The organism is Myroides sp. C6-3 (assembly GCF_050522425.1).
GTDB lineage: Bacteria > Bacteroidota > Bacteroidia > Flavobacteriales > Flavobacteriaceae > Flavobacterium.
In genome coordinates this window covers 19,757-39,733 of the sequence record NZ_JBMVQP010000007.1, presented here as the reverse complement: position 1 = coordinate 39,733, position 19,977 = coordinate 19,757, and the positions used below count along the sequence as shown (strand labels likewise).

Here is a 19,977-nt window from a genome sequence, read left to right as displayed (position 1 = left end):
TTTACAATGGAAAGATACTTATAAATTATTCCACTTCGAAGCATTTAAGGGAGATAATGCTTGTAAACTTTCAACCACGCGTTTCTTGTTTTGGTCAGCTACTCCTGAATAAAGATTTACTAACTCATCTGTTTTCGCATCGAAAAACACGCGTATTAAGAAAGCATTCGAACGCACTGCGTTGTACTGTTTTAGGTCATTTAATGCAAGATAAATGCCATTTCTACCCTCTTCTAAACTTTCACTCATTAGGTCAAGTCCTTTTCTGTGATAGTTGTATAAAGCTTCGCGAAAAGGTCGACTAGCCCCAGCGGACAAGTCGTTAACCAAAGTATAACGCGACGTAGGTCCGTCTCCTTGTTTCCATCCTTTTGCACCTGATTGTTGCGCCATTGAAGCAATTAAAGATGCTTCTTGATAGTAAGTAGTTCCGCCTTCTTTAGCAAAAGTATCACTATCCATACCCAAAATCATATTGACATAAAAAGACACCAAAGAGATTAAGTTCGATTCATAGCTACCTGCACTATAGCGAAGTGGTTCAAATTCAGTATAATTAAAAGCAATATCCTTGTCGTTAAAATTCAAGACAGGGCTCATATACGTCGTGTTATAGGTAGGACGACCAAATTGCACCTGTAGTGTACCTGAAACATGTGTGTTATTGTCAAAAGAACTCACCGTTAACAAAAACGTACAATCAATTTTCTCATTGGGATTCACGCGTTGAGAAGTCCAATTCGTTTGGTTCAACAATTCTTTAAGCGACTTTTCTAATGTGCGAAAATAATTCTGATGGGCATTTCCCACCTGTGCGAAATTCACACTTACATTGGCGTTTAACTCTTGTGCATGGCTCGTGCCAATCCACAGAAAAAAACAAGCGAAAAGTCCCAAAAGTTTATTCATACTGTTGAATGATTTTATTGACAATATCTTGTGCAACGGCTTCTTTTGATTTAAGTTCCATCGGCTGTACCGTAAATGCACGATCGATAAAGGTAACTTTATTCGTTGGTTTTCCAAAACCTGCCCCTTGATCATTAAGGGAATTTAAAACGATTAAATCTAGGTTTTTTTTGGTTATTTTTTGTTTGGCGTGTTCCACTTCATTTTCCGTTTCCAATGCAAAGCCAATCAAGTATTGTTGTTTTTTGATTGCGCCTAAAGAAGCTAAAATGTCTGGATTCTTATCCATCGTGATCGTAAATTCCTCCGCGTTCTTTTTAATCTTCTGCGCAGCAATTTCTTTTGGACGATAATCCGCTACTGCAGCTGCAGCAACCACTACATCGACCTGATCAAAATAACGGTGACACGCTTCGTACATTTCTAGTGCAGACATAATCGGCACGACTTGAACGAGAGGATCATCTATTTTTTGATTCGTTGGTCCGCTTACGAGAACTACCTCTCCCCCTTGTTTAGCAACCGCTTTAGCAATATCATATCCCATTTTACCAGAAGAGTGATTACCTATAAAACGCACTGGATCTATGGGTTCGTATGTAGGACCAGCGGTAATTAATACTTTTTTACCTTGAAGAGGTAAACATTGACGTAAAGAAGTTTCGATCACAGCGAGGATTGTCTCCGGTTCGGACATTCTTCCTTTTCCGATTAATCCACTTGCTAACTCACCTTCTTCAGCAGGAATAATCGCGTGATTATAAGACGATAGCGTAGCTAGATTTTTTTCTGTTGAGGGGTGCATATACATGTCTAAGTCCATTGCTGGCGCAACGTAGACGGGACATTTCGCAGACATATAGACCGCCATAAGTAAGTTATCACATAGCCCATGAGCCATTTTAGCTAAAACATTAGCCGTAGCCGGTGCAATAAGCATAAGATCTGCCCAAAGCGCTAATTCGACGTGATTATTCCATGTACCTCCTTCGCCTTCGTTAAAAAACTGAGTATAAACAGGTTTTTTAGACAACGTTGATAACGTATAAGGAGTGACAAATTGATGAGAAGCAGGTGTCATGATCACTTGGACCTCAGCACCTGCTTTAATAAGTAAACGTACTAAATTTGCCGTTTTATAAGCGGCAATTCCACCAGTAACACCTAGTAATATTTTCTTTCCGCTTAGCACTGACATTTTGTAGTATATGTTATTGGTTAACTTCTTTGAATGAAACTTTCCCTTCCAACCATTCTTCAACTGCTAACGCTTGAGCTTTTGGAAGTTTTTCATAGAACTTTGATACTTCAATCTGTTCTTTATTTTCAAAAACTTCATCTAAGCTGTCATTGTTAGTCGCGAACTCCTCTAACTTATCGATCAATTCGTTTTTAATTTCAACGTTGATTTGACTTGCTCTTTTTGCGATAATAGTAATAGCTTCATAGATATTACCAGTTGGCTCTTCAATTTTACTTTTGTTGTAAGTAATTGTGTTTACTGGAGCAGTTGTTTTCTTTAAATCCATTTTACGCTTAGGTTATTTTGAAATATTTTGTAATTCTGTGTTTATATCTTCAAGCATGTCATCTGCTTTTTCTTTGTATTTTGTTTCGCTGTTAAAGCGAATCAATGCATCGTACATTCCCTTTGCATTGTTTAAACGCTCTTCCATGCGACTGTGAACACTGTTCATGGCCAACTTATATGCAGAATCCAATTTGTAGAATAGCGCTTCTTCTTTGAATTCCGTACCAGGGTAATCGTAGATAAAGTTGTCTAGTGCTACAATAGCCGCTCCATAATTTCGAGTGTATGGCCCAATTGTATTCAACTGTTTTGCATTTTCAAAAGCCTTTTTCTCTAGCTTTTTGTTCATCGAACTCATGATTGAATTCGCCTCGAAAATAAAGTTCGAACCAGGGTATTGATCGATAAACTTTTGTAATTTATCAATTGTTGTGTTGGTAATAGTTTGATCTAAAGAGTAAACAGGAGATAACTCTACCCCACATTTAATCTCTTTCAACAACGCTTCTTCTCTTTTTTCACTTCTAGGGTATGTTGCAGCAAACAATTTAAAACGTTCAGCCGCTGTCATATACTCCTTCGTTACATAAGTAGCTTGTGCGAAATTAAAATACATATCCTCATAATCTGGTCGACCTCTAAACGAAGTCTCTACTTGCTCATATAATCGGATAGCTTTTCTATACTTTTGTTGTTCGTAATATTGATTTGCAACTTGCGTTTTAAATTCCAAATCTTCTGATTTCATAGCTTTTTGCAAAGGGGAACACCCTACAAAAGTTAACGCTAAAAGAGATAATCCGACGTATTTTTTCATTTCGTTTATTCGGTATTAAACAATTGCTGCTCGAGTTAATGCACTTCAAAAGCAACTGCAAATTTAGTTATATAATTGCATTATACAAAAACCTTTCTTTACTAAAAAGAAAAAAAGCTCTTTTTTGTTTTATTTTAACAGGATATTTTAGTAAGTGTTTGTTCATCTTCACAGGCATTCGCTCTGTTTTTCCAACCAATTCTTCCAATAGTTTTTATCTTTAATAGAGAGAAAGTAGTCTTTATTCGCCGTTTTTACACATAAAAAATCACCCGAATCACTAAATACATAAGCATGTTTCCTTCGAAATCTACGATATCCATATCCTCCGAATTTCCCTACATAATCTAGGTTTTCGATCGTCATTTCTTCTATCTCCTCCAATAAGACGGTGTGTTTTCTACACAATCCAAATACCAAAGCGTCGGCTGTATGTTCGATCGTGTAATCTAATGAACGAGCATACAAATGAACTCCTAGTACAAAAACAGTAGTAGCACCTAAAAATAAATAGTCTCCAGTGATAACACTAAAAAGCAAAAGTATAATACATACAAAAGTTACAATAAACTGTGCTGATCTTTGCCTGTAAATATTCATTTTCTCGCAATACATACTCCCTTATTTAAAGATAAAAAGATGCCCATAGGCATCTTTTTTATCCATATTTTTTCTTACTATACCGTAGCAGAAGTTGCTCCTGCATCTCCTCTAAAGCTCTTCATATCATTGTCGAATAAATAAAGTCCACCTTTATCATCTCCAATTAAATTGATTTTGTCTAAAATTGTACGTGCTGTTGCTTCTTCTTCAATTTGCTCAGACACATACCACTGTAAGAAGTTATGTGTAGCATAATCGCGTTCTTCTAAAGCTATATGTACTAATTCATTAATACTTTTTGACACAAACACTTCATGTGTAAATAATTGTGTAAAAAGCGTCTTAAATGAAGCGTAATCCAACTCCGGTTTTGCTACTGCTGGAATCGTTGCTTCTCCTCCTCTTTGGTTGATATACTTAACTAATTTAAGCATATGTGTACGCTCTTCATCCGATTGATCATACATAAAAGAAGCAATTCCTTCAAATCCTTGAACTTCTGCCCAAGTTGCCATCGCTAAATAAATTTGAGATGAATCTCCTTCTATTTTAATCTGTCCATTTAAAGCATCTTGCAATTTTTTCGATAACATAATTTTACTTTTTGAGTTTTAAAAATTCTTTTTCTATACGTTGTCCTAAATCTTGATCTACCCCTACCAAAGGCAATCGTAGTTCATTGTCAATTATACCCGCTTTTGTCAATACTGCTTTTATTCCCGCAGGATTTCCTTGTTCAAAAATCATATCGATAATAGGCATCATTTGATATTGCAAATCAAAAGCTTCCTTAATTTTACCTTCTAATCCCAAGCGAATCATTGTTGAAAAAGGTTGAGGCACACCTTGTCCGATCACCGAAATAACCCCCGCTCCTCCCGCGAACACTAAAGGCAAAGCAATAGCATCATCTCCTGAAATCACCAAGAAATCTTTACGTGTCGATTGTCTGATCAATTCCATTCCTTGAACGATATCTCCAGCAGCCTCTTTGATTCCAACAATATTAGAAAATTCATTCGCCAAACGAATTACTGTTTGGGGACTCATATTACTTCCTGTACGTCCAGGTACATTATACAACAAAATAGGCAAACTACTTTGTTGTGCAATCGCTTTAAAATGTTGATAGATTCCTTCTTGAGTCGGTTTATTGTAGTATGGAGATACAGACAAGATAGCGTCAAATCCGGCTACATTATTCGGATTCAAATCGTGCAATACTTGTGCAGTATTATTTCCACCAACACCTAAAACTAAAGGTAACTTACCCGCATTCGCCTTTATTACAGTCTGTTTTACCACCTCTTTTTCCTCCGTGCTTAGCGTAGCTGATTCTCCAGTTGTTCCTAAAACGACAAGATAATCCACCCCTCCTTGCGTTACGTAGTCTACCAAACGCTGTAGCGCTTCAACATCAACAGATTTATCTTTTTTAAATGGAGTAATCAAAGCTACTCCTGTACCTTTTAGCGATTGCATAGTCGTTTATTTCGTTTTAAAAATAGTTATATAATTCATTAAATGCTTTACATATTGCGTAGCTTGAAGCTCCTGCATATCTAAACTAAAGTGATTGATTCTCGGGCTAACTGTTGCAAGTCCAACCTTAAACTTCGCTTTCGATTTTGAACTTACCCATAGTAAAGGTACAATATCTTTAGCGTAAAAATTAATCAACAAGTCAAAAGATTGCTCCATAAATTTTTTGGCAGCCTGATTGTGTAAATCCCCAATCAAGGTAAAGTCCTTCATACTAAAAGAAGGATCCAACAACTGCTTAGACTTCGTTAATCCCGTATACACCAAAACGTGTATTTCTTTTGCTGCTGCCCAATTTTGACGTAGTGCTTGAATTAATTCATCCACTTTCGCTACTTCACTTTTTTCAATCAATATTCCGATCGTCTTTAAGGAAAAATCAAAGTTCGACTCCAATCCCTTTAAAACAGCTTTATTGATCGCTTTTCTTAATGTTTTCTTTTTGAAAGTACTAAACATAATTCTTTGATAAGAAGTAAAGTTAGAAAAAGCTTAATAATAAACGAATCACTTTAACAACAAATTATTTAATCATTACTAAAAATTCATCCTCTGTCAAAATGGTAATCCCCAATTGATTGGCTTTTTCCAATTTAGAAGGTCCCATTTTATCACCCGCCACAACATAATCCGTTTTAGAACTGATCGAGCTTCCATTCTTTCCTCCGTGATCTTCAATCATCTGTTTCAATTCCTCTCGACTTACTTGAGTAAACACCCCAGAAACGACGATTGTCTTCCCTTTTAACAGGTCAGATACAACGGTTGATTCCTTCTCTTCCAACACCATTTGCACACCATAGGCTTTTAAGCGTTCAATGGTTTGTTTGTTGATCTCCTTGCTAAAGAAATCGATCACGCTTTGCGCAATTCGCTCTCCAATTTCATCCACCATCATCATTTCAAGCATTGGTGCTACAGCTAAAGCATCGATGGACTTATAGTGATTGGCCAATTTCTTCGCTACGGTTTCTCCAACAAAGCGAATTCCCAAAGCATATAAAACACGTTCGAAAGGAATGCTTTTTGATGCCTCAATTCCCTTGATTAAATTATCTGCTGATTTTTCAGCCATGCGCTCTAGAGGCAATACATCTTCTTTCTTCAATTCATACAAATCGGCATAATCTTTTATTAAGCCGTTTTTGTACAACAACACAACCGTTTCCTCTCCTAACCCCTCAATATCCATAGCTTTACGCGAGATAAAATGTTGAATTCTACCTGCAATTTGCGGTGGGCATCCATAGACATTTGGACAATAGTGCTGTGCTTCTCCTTTGTTTCGCTTCAAGGGAGTATTACATTCTGGGCAGGTAGTGATATAAACTGTTGGCTGAGAATCAGCGGTACGAACAGCGGTATTCACTCCTACAATTTTCGGAATAATCTCTCCTCCTTTTTCCACATAGACATAATCCCCTACGCGTATATCTAATTTTGCAATCTGATCTGCATTGTGTAAAGAGGCACGTCGAACTGTTGTGCCTGCTAATTGCACAGGTGCTAAATTCGCCACTGGTGTGATGGCCCCTGTACGCCCTACTTGATACACAATCGACTCCAGCAAGGTTTCTCCTTGCTCTGCTTTAAATTTATAGGCAATCGCCCAACGAGGAGACTTGGCTGTAAATCCAAGTTCCTCTTGATCGTGCAGGGAATTCACCTTCACGACAACTCCATCGGTTTCATATGGTAATTCATGGCGATGCACATCCCAATGTGCAATAAATGCCAAAACTTCGTCCATGCTTTTAGCTAACTTAGAAACCGCAGGCACTTTAAACCCCCATTGACGCGCTTTTTCCAATCCTTCGTATTGGGTTTCAAAACCTAAGTCTGACCCCGTTAAATTGTACAACAAACACTCTAATGGACGTTTAGCCACTTCTGCACTATCTTGTAATTTCAAACTTCCAGAAGCCGTATTTCTCGGATTTGCATACGGTTGCTCTCCAATCTCAATGAGCTCTTCGTTCATGCGTTCAAATCCAGCAAAAGGCAAAACGATCTCTCCGCGAATATCAAAACTCTTGGGATAGTCCGTTCCTTTTAAGCGAATGGGAACCGATTTTATTGTTTTAATGTTATTCGTTACATCATCCCCTTGCATACCATCTCCACGCGTTACCGCGCGTACCAAAACCCCGTCTTCATACGTGATGCTTATCGAGGCTCCATCGTATTTTAATTCGCAGGTATACTCCATCGGAACATCCCCCAAAACTTTTTGAATGCGCTTTTCCCAATCTAATAAATCTTCTTGTGAATAGGAATTATCCAAGGAATACATCCTGTTTCGATGTACAATAGTCTCAAAGTTTTTAGTAATCGTTCCTCCTACGCGTTGTGTAGGCGAATCCGCATCAAAAAACTCAGGGTGTTTTTTTTCTAAAGCCTCTAATTCCTTTAATTTTTGATCAAATTCAAAATCAGAAATCGTCGCATTATCTAATACATAATAGTTATAATTATGCTCGTTTAATTCTTTTCTAAGGGCTTCAATTTTGCTTTTCACTTCCATATAGCCTAAGTTACAGTTTCAACATCTCTTTAAATTGCATATACAACACACCATCACTCAAAATTGCGCCTTGGCGAATAATGTCAAAAAGCTCTGCATTGCGATCAGAACCAAAGTTCTTTCCTCCGTGTTTCACTTCCACCTCAGCGGTAAAAACAGCTTCAGACAACCATTGCAGCCCTTCTTGCGTCAAGAAATCAATATCTTGTTGGAGTGTTTTAATCACAATGGTATTGATGTATTGCTCATCAAACCCAAATAAGAAAATATGATTTTTTGAATAATGCTCTAAATATTGAGCTTTAGTCAATACACCTTCCCAGATCAAGTCTGAAAACACATCTAATTCTTGTTCAGCAACTTCTGGCTTTTCTTCTTTTAACTTATCCCATTCATTTTTATCGATTTGCTGTGCAGCTAAAAATTTTACAAATTCCGGATGTAACTCCTCAAATTGTTCTTTCGTCAGACGAGAATACTTCATAATAATTTCTTTGAAAGACAAAAATACTAATTATAAAACGTATTTTTTTGCTTTGAAACGTTAAGCCCAAAAAATAATTTCACGGAACAAACTTCCTGACAAACCGTTGTCAATACCCAATCCTACATTTGCAGTATAACAAATAAAAATATACTACAAATGAACACCGTTATTATTACAAAAGAGCAGCTTTTACAGTACTGGCAAGGGCAAAGAAACTTAACGAGACGCGTAATCGAGGCTTTTCCTGAACGTGATTTATTTAATTTCACCATCGGAGGAATGCGTCCTTTCGCACATATGTGTGCCGAACTAATCGCTATTGCGGTTCCCTCTTTGGCATCTATCACATCTAATCAAATAACCAAATTTGACGAGAAACCAACCTTCGGTTCTAAAGCCGAACTTTTAAACCAATGGGATGAAGACACTGTCCAGATAAACACTTTATTTTCACTTCTTACGGAAGCGCAGTTTCAAAATAACTTTGTCCTATTCGGAGAATATGATTTAAAGATTCAACAACACGTATTCTATTTCATCGACAATGAAATACACCATCGTGGACAAGCTTATGTATATCTACGTGCACTGGGGATTGAGCCTCCGCATTTCTGGGAAACGTTCTAAAAAACAAAGTCCTTTTCACTGCGGTGAAAGGACTTTATTTTTTGTGTTTCTGCAAACTTTGTTCTAACAATTGCACTACTTTTTCTTGCAATTCGACAGGTTTCATAACCTCCGCATGATCCGCAAACATCAAGAACCAACGGGGAAACCCATTGTTTAAATCTTTCATTTTAAAGTGCATTTCCACTTGATCTCCTCGATCTATTTCTTCCACAAATCCATAATATTTACGTTCCCACACCAGATAAGTCGCCATTTGTCTGGATACCAAAATTCGCACTTCTACATTGCGCTCAACATTGCGACTAGGTAAATACAGTTCTAATTCTCCATGAACTAAAGTAAATGATTCTTCGAGCAATTCGATCCATTGAATGCGATCGGATCGGAATTGGCGATAGGATTGACGCAAATGACAATACGCCATAAAATACCAAAAACTATTTTCGTGAAATACTCCCACAGGTTCTACTACGCGAAGGGTAGCTTCTGTTTCTGCTCCGCCCATATAAGCGATCCGCACTTGTTGTTTGAGCGATATACTCTTGAACAAAGTAGACAAAGCAGACGGTACTTTCTTATTAAAAACCGTTTTATCAGAACGCATAACCACCGCAGGAGAAATCCCCGACACTTCTGCTTTTTGAGAAGAACGCAATACCGCTTTCATCTTAAACAAAGCGGAAGTAAAGTGATCACTGAGTTCTTGATCGACATAGACCTGCATAATTTTCTCCGCAGCCACAAAACTCAAAGCCTCTTCTCGGGTAAATAACGTTGGTGGAATCTTATAGCCGTCAACAATAGCATAACCAACGCCTGGCTCACTATACAACGGCACACCTGCCTGCTCTAAGGAACGAATATCCCGATAAATGGTACGCAAACTCACCTCAAATCGATCTGCCAATTCTTGAGCCGTTACAATTGGCTTGGACTGTAAATGAATAAATATACTAATGATGCGATCAAATCTTTTTTTTATATCCATTTTGGTTATGGGTTATCGGTTATCGGTTATCGGTTATCGGTTATCGGTTATCGGTTATGGGTTATCGGTTATAAATAAAAATACGGCTTTAATCGAATTGTTCTTCAAAAAAGCAAAGGAACAAAAATACAAAAAAGCCTCCCTGAAAAGGAAGGCTTTTTATATAAGTTATATTTACATTGAACTGAGATCAGTTCAAGTGAATTACTCTTGTTCAGCGATTACTTCGTAATCAACTTCAACAATTACGTCACGGTGTAAACGTACTGTTGCATTGTATTTACCTAAACGTTTGATAACACCTGAAGCGATGAATTTTCTATCAATTTCTTGACCGTTTTTAGCAAATACTTCAGCTAAATCTTGGTTCGTTACTGAACCAAACAATTTATCTCCACCTGCTTTAACAGCGATTTTGATTTCAATTGCTTTTAATGCTTCAGCAATAACTTTAGCATCAGCGATTAATTTAGCTTCTTTGTGCGCTCTTTGCTTTAAGTTTTCAGCTAATACTTTCTTTGCAGAAGGTGTAGCTAAAACTGCAAGTCCTTGAGGAATTAAGTAGTTACGTCCGTATCCTGGTTTTACAGTTACTACGTCATCTTTAAATCCTAATTTTTGAACGTCTTGTTTTAAGATAATTTCCATGTTGATGTCCTTTTAATAAGAAGTTAGGTTTCTAAGTTGAAAACCAACAACTTGTTTTTTTTATATTATTTTAATAAATCCGCTACGTATGGCATTAAAGCTAAGTGACGAGCTCTTTTTACCGCTACAGAAACTTTTCTTTGGTATTTCAAAGAAGTTCCAGTTAAACGACGAGGTAAAATTTTACCTTGCTCGTTAACGAATTTTAATAAGAAATCAGCATCTTTATAATCGATGTATTTGATTCCTGATTTTTTGAAACGACAATACTTTTTAGTTTTGTTTGTTTCTATGTTTAAAGGCGTTAGATATCTGATATCTCCGTCTTTTTTTCCTTTTGCAGATTGCTCAATAGTTGACATAATAATTAAGCTTTTTTAGATTTTAATTTTTCTCTTCTTCTCTCAGCCCAAGATATAGCGTGTTTATCTAAAGCAACAGTTAAGAAACGCATAACTCTTTCGTCACGTCTGAATTCTGTTTCAAGGTTGATGATTACATCTCCAGCAACTTTGTACTCAAACAAGTGATAAAAACCACTTTTCTTGTGTTGGATTTCGTAAGCTAATTTTTTTAAGCCCCAATCCTCTTTAGCTACCATTTCAGCTCCTCTTGATGTAAGAAATTCTTCGAATTTCTGTACTGTTTCCTTTACCTGAGTTTCAGATAAAACGGGATTCAAGATGAAAACAGTTTCGTATTGATTCATAAAATAAAAATTTATTTTGTTATAAAATTGAGTGCAAAAATAGTACTTTATACAACATCAACCAAAGTTTTTTTATTTTTTATTTATTTGTGTTATTGTTTGCTGTTTAGTGAAATGGTGAGATCGTATTGAAAATCTACCGATAACAAATCAGTAATCACTGTTAACTTTATAAAAAGGGATATGCATTTTTCTCTCTCCCTCCGATTTAAGTCCACTATACAAAGCTAATCCATAATTGCAAATCACCAAGATAAAGCCGAAACCTATGAACCACTCAAACATATAATCTTCGTGATTCCCCAATGTATTAAAAACAGCATATACCATGAGACTAGACACACATAGGGTGTAAACTACTTGGGTTAAGACGATATTCTTTCCTTCTCGATCGAAACTATCACTCCCTTTTCGATGTATACTCCATCCTATCAACGGAGCAATGATATTACCCAAAGGAACAACAAGTCCCAAAAGCACAAGAAAATAAATCGTTCTAATAGACATCCCCGAAGTTGACGACATCTGTTTTCGCTCATCAAACAACTCTTCTACGCTTATCTGTAATACCTCACTTAATTGTTGCAAGCTATTTCCACGAGGTACCGTTTCTCCCTTTTCAATGCGCTGAATCGTACGAACAGACAACCCAGATCGATCCGCTAATTCTTCTTGAGAATATCCTTTAACTACTCGTAATTCTCTTATTCTTTCTCCAATGTTATTCATCTTTAATTTCCTTAAATTATTTTGAACAAACCTAGTGAATCACAACCATTTTCCTTCTGTCATTAGGGCGACATATTACTGACATTTCTTTGTTCTTTGCTCTTTGCTCTTTGCTCTTTGCTCTTTGTTCTTTGTTCTTTGTTCTTTGTTCTTTGTTCTTTGTTCTTTGTTCTTTGTTCTTTGTTCTTTGTTCTTTGTGAAGTCGTAAATTCTCTGCAAAGCACAAATCGTAGCCTAGCGAAAATCGAAACGTAGTGCAAATCGGAGCGTAGCGTAGATTCATCGAACACCAAAACAAAATATCAACTAGGTGAGATATATTCATCGAACACCAAAACAAAATATCAACTAGGTGAGATATATTCATCGAACACCAAAACAAATAGAAACTCGGTGAGGTAAACCGCACAAAGTACAATCTTCCTCCTTTATTCTCGCTCTACTTTTTTACCCAATAATTGTTCTGCGTAATCGTACATTCCATCGATTGATAAGACTAAAAGCTCTGGATGTTGCTTCAACCAATTCGCATTTAAATCAATTAAATCTTCTTCAATATTGAAAAAAGTATCGTCATTTAAAAGGTCACGAGTTGGATTGGTTCCAAAATAATCACTCTCAATAAAAGCTTCTAAAATCACCTCATCCATATTTTCTAGCACCTCTAACCTTTTTTTCAATAAAGCCAAATGTGCTACAGCTCCCATTTTTTCCAAGCCTTCAATAATCCAATCAATCAATTCTAAATCAGCACCTGTATTGTACACAAACTGAGAAAAATTTCCGTTTTCATATTGAGATAAATAATAATCGACATAATAGCTCAAGAATGCATCATGTGGAATCATCTCGTCCACGCGATCTTCTTCTGGATCTTCTTCCTCTACTTCTTCGCGGATTAGATTAATAAAGGTAATGTTTGAATAGATGATATCGTAATTATCTGGACTTTGTGCCGCTTCTTGGGACACTACAATTTTCGGTTGACTCATTTTACTTCTTTTTTACTTGAAGCAAAAGTACGATTTAACTGCCAACTATAAGCAGCAGTTTCTTTACTTTTAAGATCATTACCTTCCTATTAATTGATATAGCTGTAGAAAAAACAACCTTTTCACAAGGAGGTCGTAAAGAAAACTCGATCTGCATCCAAAGGATTTCCTTACTTCGTTCTTTTTTCTAGCTAAGTTCCACTCAGCTTTGGTTTTATTTTCCCGATTGATCCAAAAAAAAGAGAAGCTCAGCCTCTCCTATTTCTCTATCATTTAATAGAAATCAACATTAGCCACCACGTGAACCGAACGATACGCCCCAATAGCTTCAAAACTCTTTAAGATGCGTCTCACTTGTCCTTTGGTTTGGTTGAGCATCACTTGTTGTGGGATCTTGATTAAGATCACGCGAATATACTGATTTCGAATGCGATTAATTGCGGGTTCTTCTGGTCCCAAAACGGGAATACCCAATTGCCCTTTGAGGTTGTTGTACAACCAAAAAGAAGCCTCTCTTAATTTTTCAAAATCGCGGTGCTTTAAGGTTAAGCGAATCAAGCGGTAGAAAGGCGGATACTGAAAGTTATGACGTTCATACATCTGCTCTTTGTACATGGATTTATAGTCGTAATTGGTTACTTGTTGAATGATATTGTGATAGGGGTTAAACGTTTGAATAACCACCTTTCCCTTTTTATCAAATCGACCCGAACGCCCTGCAATTTGCGTCATCATTTGAAAAGCGCGTTCGTGAGCTCTAAAATCGGGATGATACAAACTATTATCGGCGTTCATAATCCCCACTAAGTTTACATTGTCAAAATCAAACCCTTTGGCTAGCATCTGCGTTCCTACCAAAATATCAATTTGCTTGCTTTCAAAGGCTTCGATGAGTTTCTCATAGGCATATTTTCCCCTAGTGGTATCTTGATCCATACGGGCAATTCGCTTATTGGGAAATAGTTCGTTCAACTCTTCCTCTACTTGTTCTGTTCCAAAGCCCTTGGTATTCAAATCAACGCTATGACAACGCACACATTGTTTGGGCATCGGCAAAGTATACCCACAGTAATGACAACGCAATTCATTTCTGTACTTGTGATAGGTTAAACTCACATCACAATGCGGACATTCCGGAACCGCACCACAAGTCATACATTCCACCACTGGTGAAAATCCTCTTCTATTCTGAAAGAGAATCACTTGTTCTTCTAAGGACAAAGCCTGATTAATCTCATCAATCAATTGATCAGAGAAATGCCCAGTCATTTGTTTACGCTTGTATTTATCTTTAATATCTACCAAGAGAATTTCTGGTAATACTACATTGGTATAGCGTTTCGTTAGCTCTACCAAACCGTATTTTTTCTGAGCAGCATTGTAGTAGCTCTCCAAACTTGGTGTTGCCGACCCCATTAACACCTTCGCTTTGTGTTGCATCGCCAATACCACAGCAGCATCACGCCCGTGATAACGAGGAGCTGGATCGTGTTGCTTATAATTAGCATCGTGTTCTTCGTCTATCACCACTAAACGCAAATCTTGAAACGGCAAGAATACAGACAAACGCGTTCCGATTATTACTTTTGCTTTTTCAGATTGCAGTAAAACTTGATTCCACACCTCCAAACGTTCATTGTGTGAGTAGCGCGAGTGATACACCGCTACTTGATTGCCGAAATAAGCAGTTAAACGTTGAACCAATTGGGTGCTGATTCCAACTTCAGGCAATAAAAACAACACTTGCCCTTCTAAAGCTAGGAATTTCTCAATGAGTTTTATATAGACTTCCGTCTTCCCTGATGCCGTAACCCCATGCAACAAGACGACTTCTCTTTCCTTAAATTGTTGTTCGATCTCCCAAAGCGCCTTGCTTTGATCATCCGTCAATTGAATCGTATCTGAGGTGGCATCATCAAAAACAACGCGATCGTGATTGAGGTAATACGATTCAAAAACGCCCTTCTCTAACAAAGCATTGACGATAGCTTGACTACTCTCTCCTTCTTCAATCAGCTGTTTTACGGGAATTGGATTTTTGTTCGTCGCTTGTAATTGGAAGTATTTTAAGATTAACTCGCGTTGCTTCGCTGCACGGTGAACCACCTCCATGAGTTTCGTCAACCCATCATCTTGGGTGTATTCTTCTGTCAAACGCACATAGCGAATTTGCTTGGGCTTGTATTTTTCAACCATTTCTTCCTGCAACAAAATAGCTCCTTTACTCAATAGACTATTAATTACTGGAAAAACTTGTTTGCGGTTGAGAATGGCAATAATTTCATCCAATTTTAAAATAGATTGAATTTGCATGGCCTCATACAGCAGGTATTCAGCATCATCCAAATCCGCAGGTTTTAAATCCACTTTGTCGTTCCACTGGATAATTGTCTCACTTTCTAAAAGTAAACGCGAGGGCATTGCTCCTTTGTACACCTCTCCAAGTGTACACATATAATACTCTGCTAACCACTGCCAAAACTTAATCTGATCTGGTGTGACTACAGGTTCAATATCTATAATTTCGTGAATATCTTTTGCTTCGTATAATGCAGGTTGTCGATGGTGTTTCTCAACAACTAAAGCAGTGTATACTTTATTTCGTCCAAAAGGCACTGCTACCCGCATTCCAACTTGAATAAAATCAAATTCAACATCGTTGATTCGATACGTAAACGTAGGATCTAAAGCTAAAGGTACAATGACCTCAACAAAATATTGCATGCTTGGACTTGTTAATCAATACGAAGGTGGAAACCTTCCTACACAATGAATAGAAAAAGGAATTAATTATTAGTTTTAGCTGAAACGATATTTCCTTTTTGATCAATATAAAACCACGAAGGGCTATCCCAATAGTGATATTCTCCACGGGATTCAGCGACTTCTCTACTTCTTCCTTCAAAGGTAGCCTTTGCTACACCATTTTTGAAAGGAAATACAAAAGCAAATTGGGGTTTGATCACCACTTGTCCTTTGACATTGGCAAAACCCATTTTCCCTTCTTCATCTACAATACGATACATGCCTTCTACAACAAAATCCGGTCCATTGTCATACCAATACGGTTGATGCGTTGATTTTGACGTCATACAACTCGTCGTTCCTATTAACAGTAAAAAACACACCAATATTCTATTCATTTGATTTAAAATTTATAAGTAGCTAGCAAGTAGCCTTTGATTTTCTGAATTTCAAAAATACGGGTTTTATACCATATTTTCATAGTCTCTATACGATATACTTCTACCTCTTCGAGAATTTTAGCCTAAATTACACTAGAAAAAGTTTTCCTTTCCCATTCGTTCAAATAGAAAAAAGTCAGCTTTTTGGAGATAGCCTTCTCTATTTAGGGTTATTTCGCCCAGGTTTGTGATCGTTTAAAAAATAAGACACTCGAAACACCACTCCCATCTAACTTGCTATAACCTACCAATTTTAACGAACATTTATATTCTGTTCCAGTTTCTGGATCAAAAATTATCCCTCCGGAATAGTTATTGTCCTTTTCTTTCACTAAATTCTTCATGACCGTAAGTCCTTTATAGGTTTTCATCCAATCCTCTCCCTTGCAATTTTCACATGTAGTATCCTTTTTATCAACCGCAAAAACTTCAATGATCTTTTCTGCGTATTTCCCCCTGTCTTCTTTAATCTCAATAACCGCTAAGGCATTCCCTGTTTGCTCATCCCTTGTTTTCCATTTACCCACAATTGAATATTGAGGTTGCGCATGTAGGCTTAACATACCCTACAATAAAAAAACAGCGAAAGTAGTACTCTTTTCATCTTGTTTATTTTTTTAAAATGAAACAACCTTACTAAAGGTACAAACTCTTCGAGACCAGACCTAAACAATTAACAAAACACCCCTTCAAAGTGCGTTGACTCAGAGGTTCAAAAAAAAGGCTATCCAAATTAGATAGCCTTTTATTTACATTTTTGTCCACGTTTGCGTTCTTCCAATTAAAGAAATTCCGACATACCCTCGTACTTCTAATTTCGTTTTTCCATTGGTTTTAATGGAACACTTATATTCTTTACCCGATTGAGGATCGATAATTGTTCCTCCCGAATATTCTTCTCCTTTTTTCGTCAGATTTTTAATAATAGTTAACCCTTCAATTGGCTTTCCCTTATCATCTCCCGGACATTTTTCACATTTAGAATCCTTTTTAGCTGGATTTAAAATCTCGATTACTTTCCCGTGGTATTTCCCTCCTTTTTCTGAAATCTCTACGATCGATTTTGCATCTCCCGTTTGATCGTCAAACGTTTTCCATTTACCAACAATAGATTGAGCATTTATCGTCATCAAACTACCCCACAAAAACAAGAATATAAGCATTGAATTTCTCATAATATTTTTTCGTTTTAAATTAAGTTATACACTCAAATATACTTATTTTTTTAACTTAATCTTACGTATAGCTAAATTTAACTCAAATCCTAGCAATAGAATCATACAGTTAATCCACAAGTAAAACATAACCACCAACAACGTTCCGATTGACCCGTATAATTCGTTATAACGAGCAAATCGCAACACATAAACTCCGAAGCCATACGAGGTCAACACGTATAAAATAGTAGTAAAGACCGATCCAATAGAAATAAAGGAAACTCCTTTTGTTTCTTTAGCTCCAAATTTATACAGGATAGAGGTGGTGAGCAACACGACCAATAACAAGTAGATATTACGCGACCACACCAACCAATTTGCATCGATAGACAAGCGGTGAATCAAGACCTCCAAAATTACGTAAAAGGCAACCGAAAAAATCAAGACAAAAGACAAGATAACCGATAAGGCTAATGCCACGAGGTATTGTCGAATGATATTGCGCGAAATAGTAATGTGATACGACGATTCAAATCCGCCAATAATAGCAAACACCCCATTAGTCATTAAGAAGATGGAGAGTAAAAACCCCGATGACAAGAGCGATTTATAACTATTATTCATAATATCGAGAATAATAGACTGAATTGCTTCATAGGTATTGGGTGGAACAGAATTTTCAATAAACTGCAAAAAATCCGCTTGAAAGTTATCAATCGGAATATAGGGGATTAAGTTTAAAATAAACAGTGCAAAGGGAAACAGTGCCATAAAGAAACTGAAGGCGATCGATCCGGCGCGATAGGAAAAGGCGCCTTTAATGATCCCTACCAAATACAATTCAATCAAATCATATAAAGAATATCCCTCAAGAAAAGAAAACTTCACTCGTTTTAATCCTCTGACAATTTTATTGATGATCGGTATTCGATCCAGCTTATTTTCTACTTCTGACATGCACTTTTTTTAGCGCTGCTATACAACAGCTTTTAAACTTAAATCCATATTGTAAACGGAATGGGTTAATGCACCGGAAGAAACATAATCTACCCCACAAAGAGCATACGTTCTCACCGTTGTTTCATCTATATTGCCCGATGATTCCGTTTGGCATTGATCTCCAATTAAAGCCACAGCTTGTTTAGTGGCTTCAAAGTCGAAATTATCCAAGAGAATACGATGTACATTCGCACAAGCTAAAATTTGTTGTACTTCATTTAAATCACGCGCCTCAACAATAATTTTCAAATCCTTGTTGTTCTCTTTTAAATAGGCATTTGTTTTTTCAATAGCCTCTTTAATTCCCCCTGCAAAATCGATGTGGTTATCTTTCAACATAATCATATCATACAAAGCAAAACGATGATTTTCTCCACCTGCAATTTTCACCGCCCATTTTTCAATGGCACGTATGCCAGGTGTCGTTTTTCGCGTGTCTAAGATTTTAGTACCTGTTCCTTCTAATAAATCAACAAATACGCGTGTTTTTGTTGCAATAGCACTCATGCGTTGCATTGCATTTAACATAAAGCGCTCCGCACTCAAGATCGATTGAGAAGATCCAGCCACACTCAGAACAACATCACCCACGCGAACAGCTTCTCCATCTTGAATAAACACCTCAACCTCTAATGTTGGATCAACATAATTCAAAATCATAGTAGCAAATTCTACTCCTGCTATTATCCCTTGTTCTTTGACTAACACCTGTGCTTTGCCCTTGGCCGTATCAGGAATACACGCTAAAGAACTATGGTCACCATCACCTACATCTTCGCGAATGGCATTGACAATAATTTGATTTAATTCGGCTTGAAATTGTTGTTCTGAAATCATATATAAAAAATTTGCGCTGCTAAAATAAGAAATGTTTTACAAGTGTACTTCTTTTAGCAACGCAAACTCTCCTGTAGCAACAACCTACTTATCCAATTTTTATTCCCAATAATTTATAGAATTCACGGAGAATAGCAGGATGTCCTGGCCAAGCAGGCGAAGTCGTTAAATTGCCATCAGTAATTGCCTTATCTGCATCGATTTCTTTGTAAATTCCCCCTGCTACCGTAATATCCGGTCCTACTGCAGGATAAGCAGTAAGAGTTCTTCCTTTTAAAACTTGGGCGGGAGTCAAAACTTGAATACCATGACAGATTGCTGCAATAGGCAGATTTTTCTCAAAAAAGTACTGTACAATTTCAATCACTCTTTTGTTCAAGCGAATATATTCTGGCGCACGACCTCCACATACATAAAGCCCTGCGTAATCTTCTACTTTAACTTCATCAAAACTTTTGTTGATCACAAAATTGTGTCCTCTGCTTTCGGCATAGGTCTGAAAGCCTACAAAATCGTGAATCGCTGTTGCAATGATGTCATTTTTTTTCTTTCCCGGACAAACCACATCTACTGCTACACCTACCGAAAGCAAAGCTTGATAAGGAACCATTACTTCGTAATCTTCAACAAAATCTCCTGCTAACATTAATACTTTTTTTGCCATAACTTTATTTTTTTGATTTATTCCTC

At 37.0% G+C, this 19,977-nt stretch carries 24 protein-coding genes; 1 reads left to right on the top strand and 23 read right to left on the bottom strand.

Features of this window, described 5'->3' with window-relative positions; all coding sequences use genetic code 11:
* Window positions 1-18 precede the first annotated feature (18 nt).
* The 10 genes from ACPDG9_RS04605 to ACPDG9_RS04560 form a co-directional block, all read right to left on the bottom strand.
* Entirely contained in the window at window positions 19-909 is an 891-nt protein-coding gene (locus tag ACPDG9_RS04605) for a DUF4835 family protein (protein WP_430526588.1), read from the bottom strand.
* On the bottom strand, window positions 902-2,107 hold the full coding sequence (gene coaBC, locus ACPDG9_RS04600) for a bifunctional phosphopantothenoylcysteine decarboxylase/phosphopantothenate--cysteine ligase CoaBC (RefSeq protein WP_430526587.1): 1,206 nt from the start codon (window positions 2,105-2,107) through the stop codon (window positions 902-904). The genes ACPDG9_RS04605 and coaBC overlap by 8 nt, the downstream gene beginning before the upstream one ends.
* 13 nt (window positions 2,108-2,120) lie before the next feature.
* Window positions 2,121-2,438 carry a DNA-directed RNA polymerase subunit omega gene (locus ACPDG9_RS04595; RefSeq protein ID WP_182647711.1) on the bottom strand — a complete coding sequence of 106 codons (318 nt, stop codon included), beginning with the start codon at window positions 2,436-2,438 and terminating at the stop codon, window positions 2,121-2,123.
* Between the two features lie 12 nt (window positions 2,439-2,450).
* Window positions 2,451-3,257 (bottom strand): outer membrane protein assembly factor BamD, encoded by an 807-nt coding sequence (locus tag ACPDG9_RS04590; RefSeq protein WP_430526586.1) that lies wholly within the window; start codon window positions 3,255-3,257, stop codon window positions 2,451-2,453.
* A gap of 168 nt (window positions 3,258-3,425) precedes the next feature.
* Window positions 3,426-3,872 (bottom strand): hypothetical protein, encoded by a 447-nt coding sequence (locus ACPDG9_RS04585; RefSeq protein ID WP_430526585.1) that lies wholly within the window; start codon window positions 3,870-3,872, stop codon window positions 3,426-3,428.
* A 62-nt stretch (window positions 3,873-3,934) separates the two neighbouring features.
* On the bottom strand, window positions 3,935-4,453 hold the full coding sequence (locus ACPDG9_RS04580; protein ID WP_430526584.1) for a ferritin: 519 nt from the start codon (window positions 4,451-4,453) through the stop codon (window positions 3,935-3,937).
* A 4-nt stretch (window positions 4,454-4,457) separates the two neighbouring features.
* Window positions 4,458-5,342: a 4-hydroxy-tetrahydrodipicolinate synthase gene (gene dapA, locus ACPDG9_RS04575; RefSeq protein ID WP_430526583.1), complete on the bottom strand. Its 885-nt coding sequence runs from the start codon at window positions 5,340-5,342 to the stop codon at window positions 4,458-4,460.
* Window positions 5,343-5,348: 6 nt separating this feature from the next.
* Window positions 5,349-5,861 (bottom strand): DUF6913 domain-containing protein, encoded by a 513-nt coding sequence (locus tag ACPDG9_RS04570; RefSeq protein ID WP_430526582.1) that lies wholly within the window; start codon window positions 5,859-5,861, stop codon window positions 5,349-5,351.
* A gap of 64 nt (window positions 5,862-5,925) precedes the next feature.
* Window positions 5,926-7,926, bottom strand: a complete 2,001-nt coding sequence (gene ligA / locus ACPDG9_RS04565; protein WP_430526581.1) for an NAD-dependent DNA ligase LigA — start codon at window positions 7,924-7,926, stop codon at window positions 5,926-5,928.
* Between the two features lie 10 nt (window positions 7,927-7,936).
* Window positions 7,937-8,410, bottom strand: a complete 474-nt coding sequence (locus ACPDG9_RS04560; protein WP_430526580.1) for a DUF6495 family protein — start codon at window positions 8,408-8,410, stop codon at window positions 7,937-7,939.
* A gap of 159 nt (window positions 8,411-8,569) precedes the next feature.
* Here ACPDG9_RS04560 and ACPDG9_RS04555 point away from each other — a divergent pair, with 159 nt between their 5' ends.
* Window positions 8,570-9,040 carry a DinB family protein gene (locus ACPDG9_RS04555; RefSeq protein ID WP_430526579.1) on the top strand — a complete coding sequence of 157 codons (471 nt, stop codon included), beginning with the start codon at window positions 8,570-8,572 and terminating at the stop codon, window positions 9,038-9,040.
* A gap of 34 nt (window positions 9,041-9,074) precedes the next feature.
* On the opposite strand, the gene ACPDG9_RS04550 is transcribed toward ACPDG9_RS04555, so the two are convergent.
* The 13 genes from ACPDG9_RS04550 to ACPDG9_RS04490 form a co-directional block, all read right to left on the bottom strand.
* Window positions 9,075-10,031, bottom strand: a complete 957-nt coding sequence (locus tag ACPDG9_RS04550) for a helix-turn-helix transcriptional regulator (RefSeq protein WP_430526578.1) — start codon at window positions 10,029-10,031, stop codon at window positions 9,075-9,077.
* Between the two features lie 204 nt (window positions 10,032-10,235).
* On the bottom strand, window positions 10,236-10,679 hold the full coding sequence (gene rplI, locus ACPDG9_RS04545) for a 50S ribosomal protein L9 (protein WP_430526577.1): 444 nt from the start codon (window positions 10,677-10,679) through the stop codon (window positions 10,236-10,238).
* 65 nt (window positions 10,680-10,744) lie between these two features.
* On the bottom strand, window positions 10,745-11,041 hold the full coding sequence (gene rpsR / locus ACPDG9_RS04540; RefSeq protein WP_002987043.1) for a 30S ribosomal protein S18: 297 nt from the start codon (window positions 11,039-11,041) through the stop codon (window positions 10,745-10,747).
* A 5-nt stretch (window positions 11,042-11,046) separates the two neighbouring features.
* Window positions 11,047-11,388, bottom strand: coding sequence for a 30S ribosomal protein S6 (rpsF, locus tag ACPDG9_RS04535; RefSeq protein ID WP_002987044.1), 342 nt, complete (start codon window positions 11,386-11,388; stop codon window positions 11,047-11,049).
* A 150-nt stretch (window positions 11,389-11,538) separates the two neighbouring features.
* Window positions 11,539-12,117 (bottom strand): helix-turn-helix domain-containing protein, encoded by a 579-nt coding sequence (locus tag ACPDG9_RS04530; protein ID WP_430526576.1) that lies wholly within the window; start codon window positions 12,115-12,117, stop codon window positions 11,539-11,541.
* Between the two features lie 428 nt (window positions 12,118-12,545).
* A complete protein-coding gene (locus ACPDG9_RS04525) occupies window positions 12,546-13,109 on the bottom strand; it encodes a DMP19 family protein (protein WP_430526575.1) in 564 nt (187 codons plus the stop codon).
* A 273-nt stretch (window positions 13,110-13,382) separates the two neighbouring features.
* The gene (gene priA, locus ACPDG9_RS04520; protein WP_430526574.1) at window positions 13,383-15,833 is read right to left on the bottom strand and encodes a replication restart helicase PriA; all 2,451 of its coding nucleotides are present in this window, start codon (window positions 15,831-15,833) and stop codon (window positions 13,383-13,385) included.
* A gap of 62 nt (window positions 15,834-15,895) precedes the next feature.
* Entirely contained in the window at window positions 15,896-16,252 is a 357-nt protein-coding gene (locus tag ACPDG9_RS04515) for a WG repeat-containing protein (RefSeq protein WP_430526573.1), read from the bottom strand.
* Window positions 16,253-16,464: 212 nt separating this feature from the next.
* The gene (locus ACPDG9_RS04510) at window positions 16,465-16,857 is read right to left on the bottom strand and encodes a DUF2147 domain-containing protein (protein WP_430526572.1); all 393 of its coding nucleotides are present in this window, start codon (window positions 16,855-16,857) and stop codon (window positions 16,465-16,467) included.
* Window positions 16,858-17,043: 186 nt separating this feature from the next.
* Window positions 17,044-17,469: a DUF2147 domain-containing protein gene (locus ACPDG9_RS04505; RefSeq protein ID WP_430526571.1), complete on the bottom strand. Its 426-nt coding sequence runs from the start codon at window positions 17,467-17,469 to the stop codon at window positions 17,044-17,046.
* 42 nt (window positions 17,470-17,511) lie between these two features.
* On the bottom strand, window positions 17,512-18,408 hold the full coding sequence (locus ACPDG9_RS04500; RefSeq protein ID WP_430526570.1) for a YihY/virulence factor BrkB family protein: 897 nt from the start codon (window positions 18,406-18,408) through the stop codon (window positions 17,512-17,514).
* Window positions 18,409-18,426: 18 nt separating this feature from the next.
* Window positions 18,427-19,287: a carboxylating nicotinate-nucleotide diphosphorylase gene (gene nadC / locus ACPDG9_RS04495; RefSeq protein ID WP_430526569.1), complete on the bottom strand. Its 861-nt coding sequence runs from the start codon at window positions 19,285-19,287 to the stop codon at window positions 18,427-18,429.
* A gap of 88 nt (window positions 19,288-19,375) precedes the next feature.
* Window positions 19,376-19,951, bottom strand: coding sequence for a DJ-1/PfpI family protein (locus tag ACPDG9_RS04490; protein ID WP_430526568.1), 576 nt, complete (start codon window positions 19,949-19,951; stop codon window positions 19,376-19,378).
* Between the last annotated feature and the right edge of the window lie 26 nt (window positions 19,952-19,977).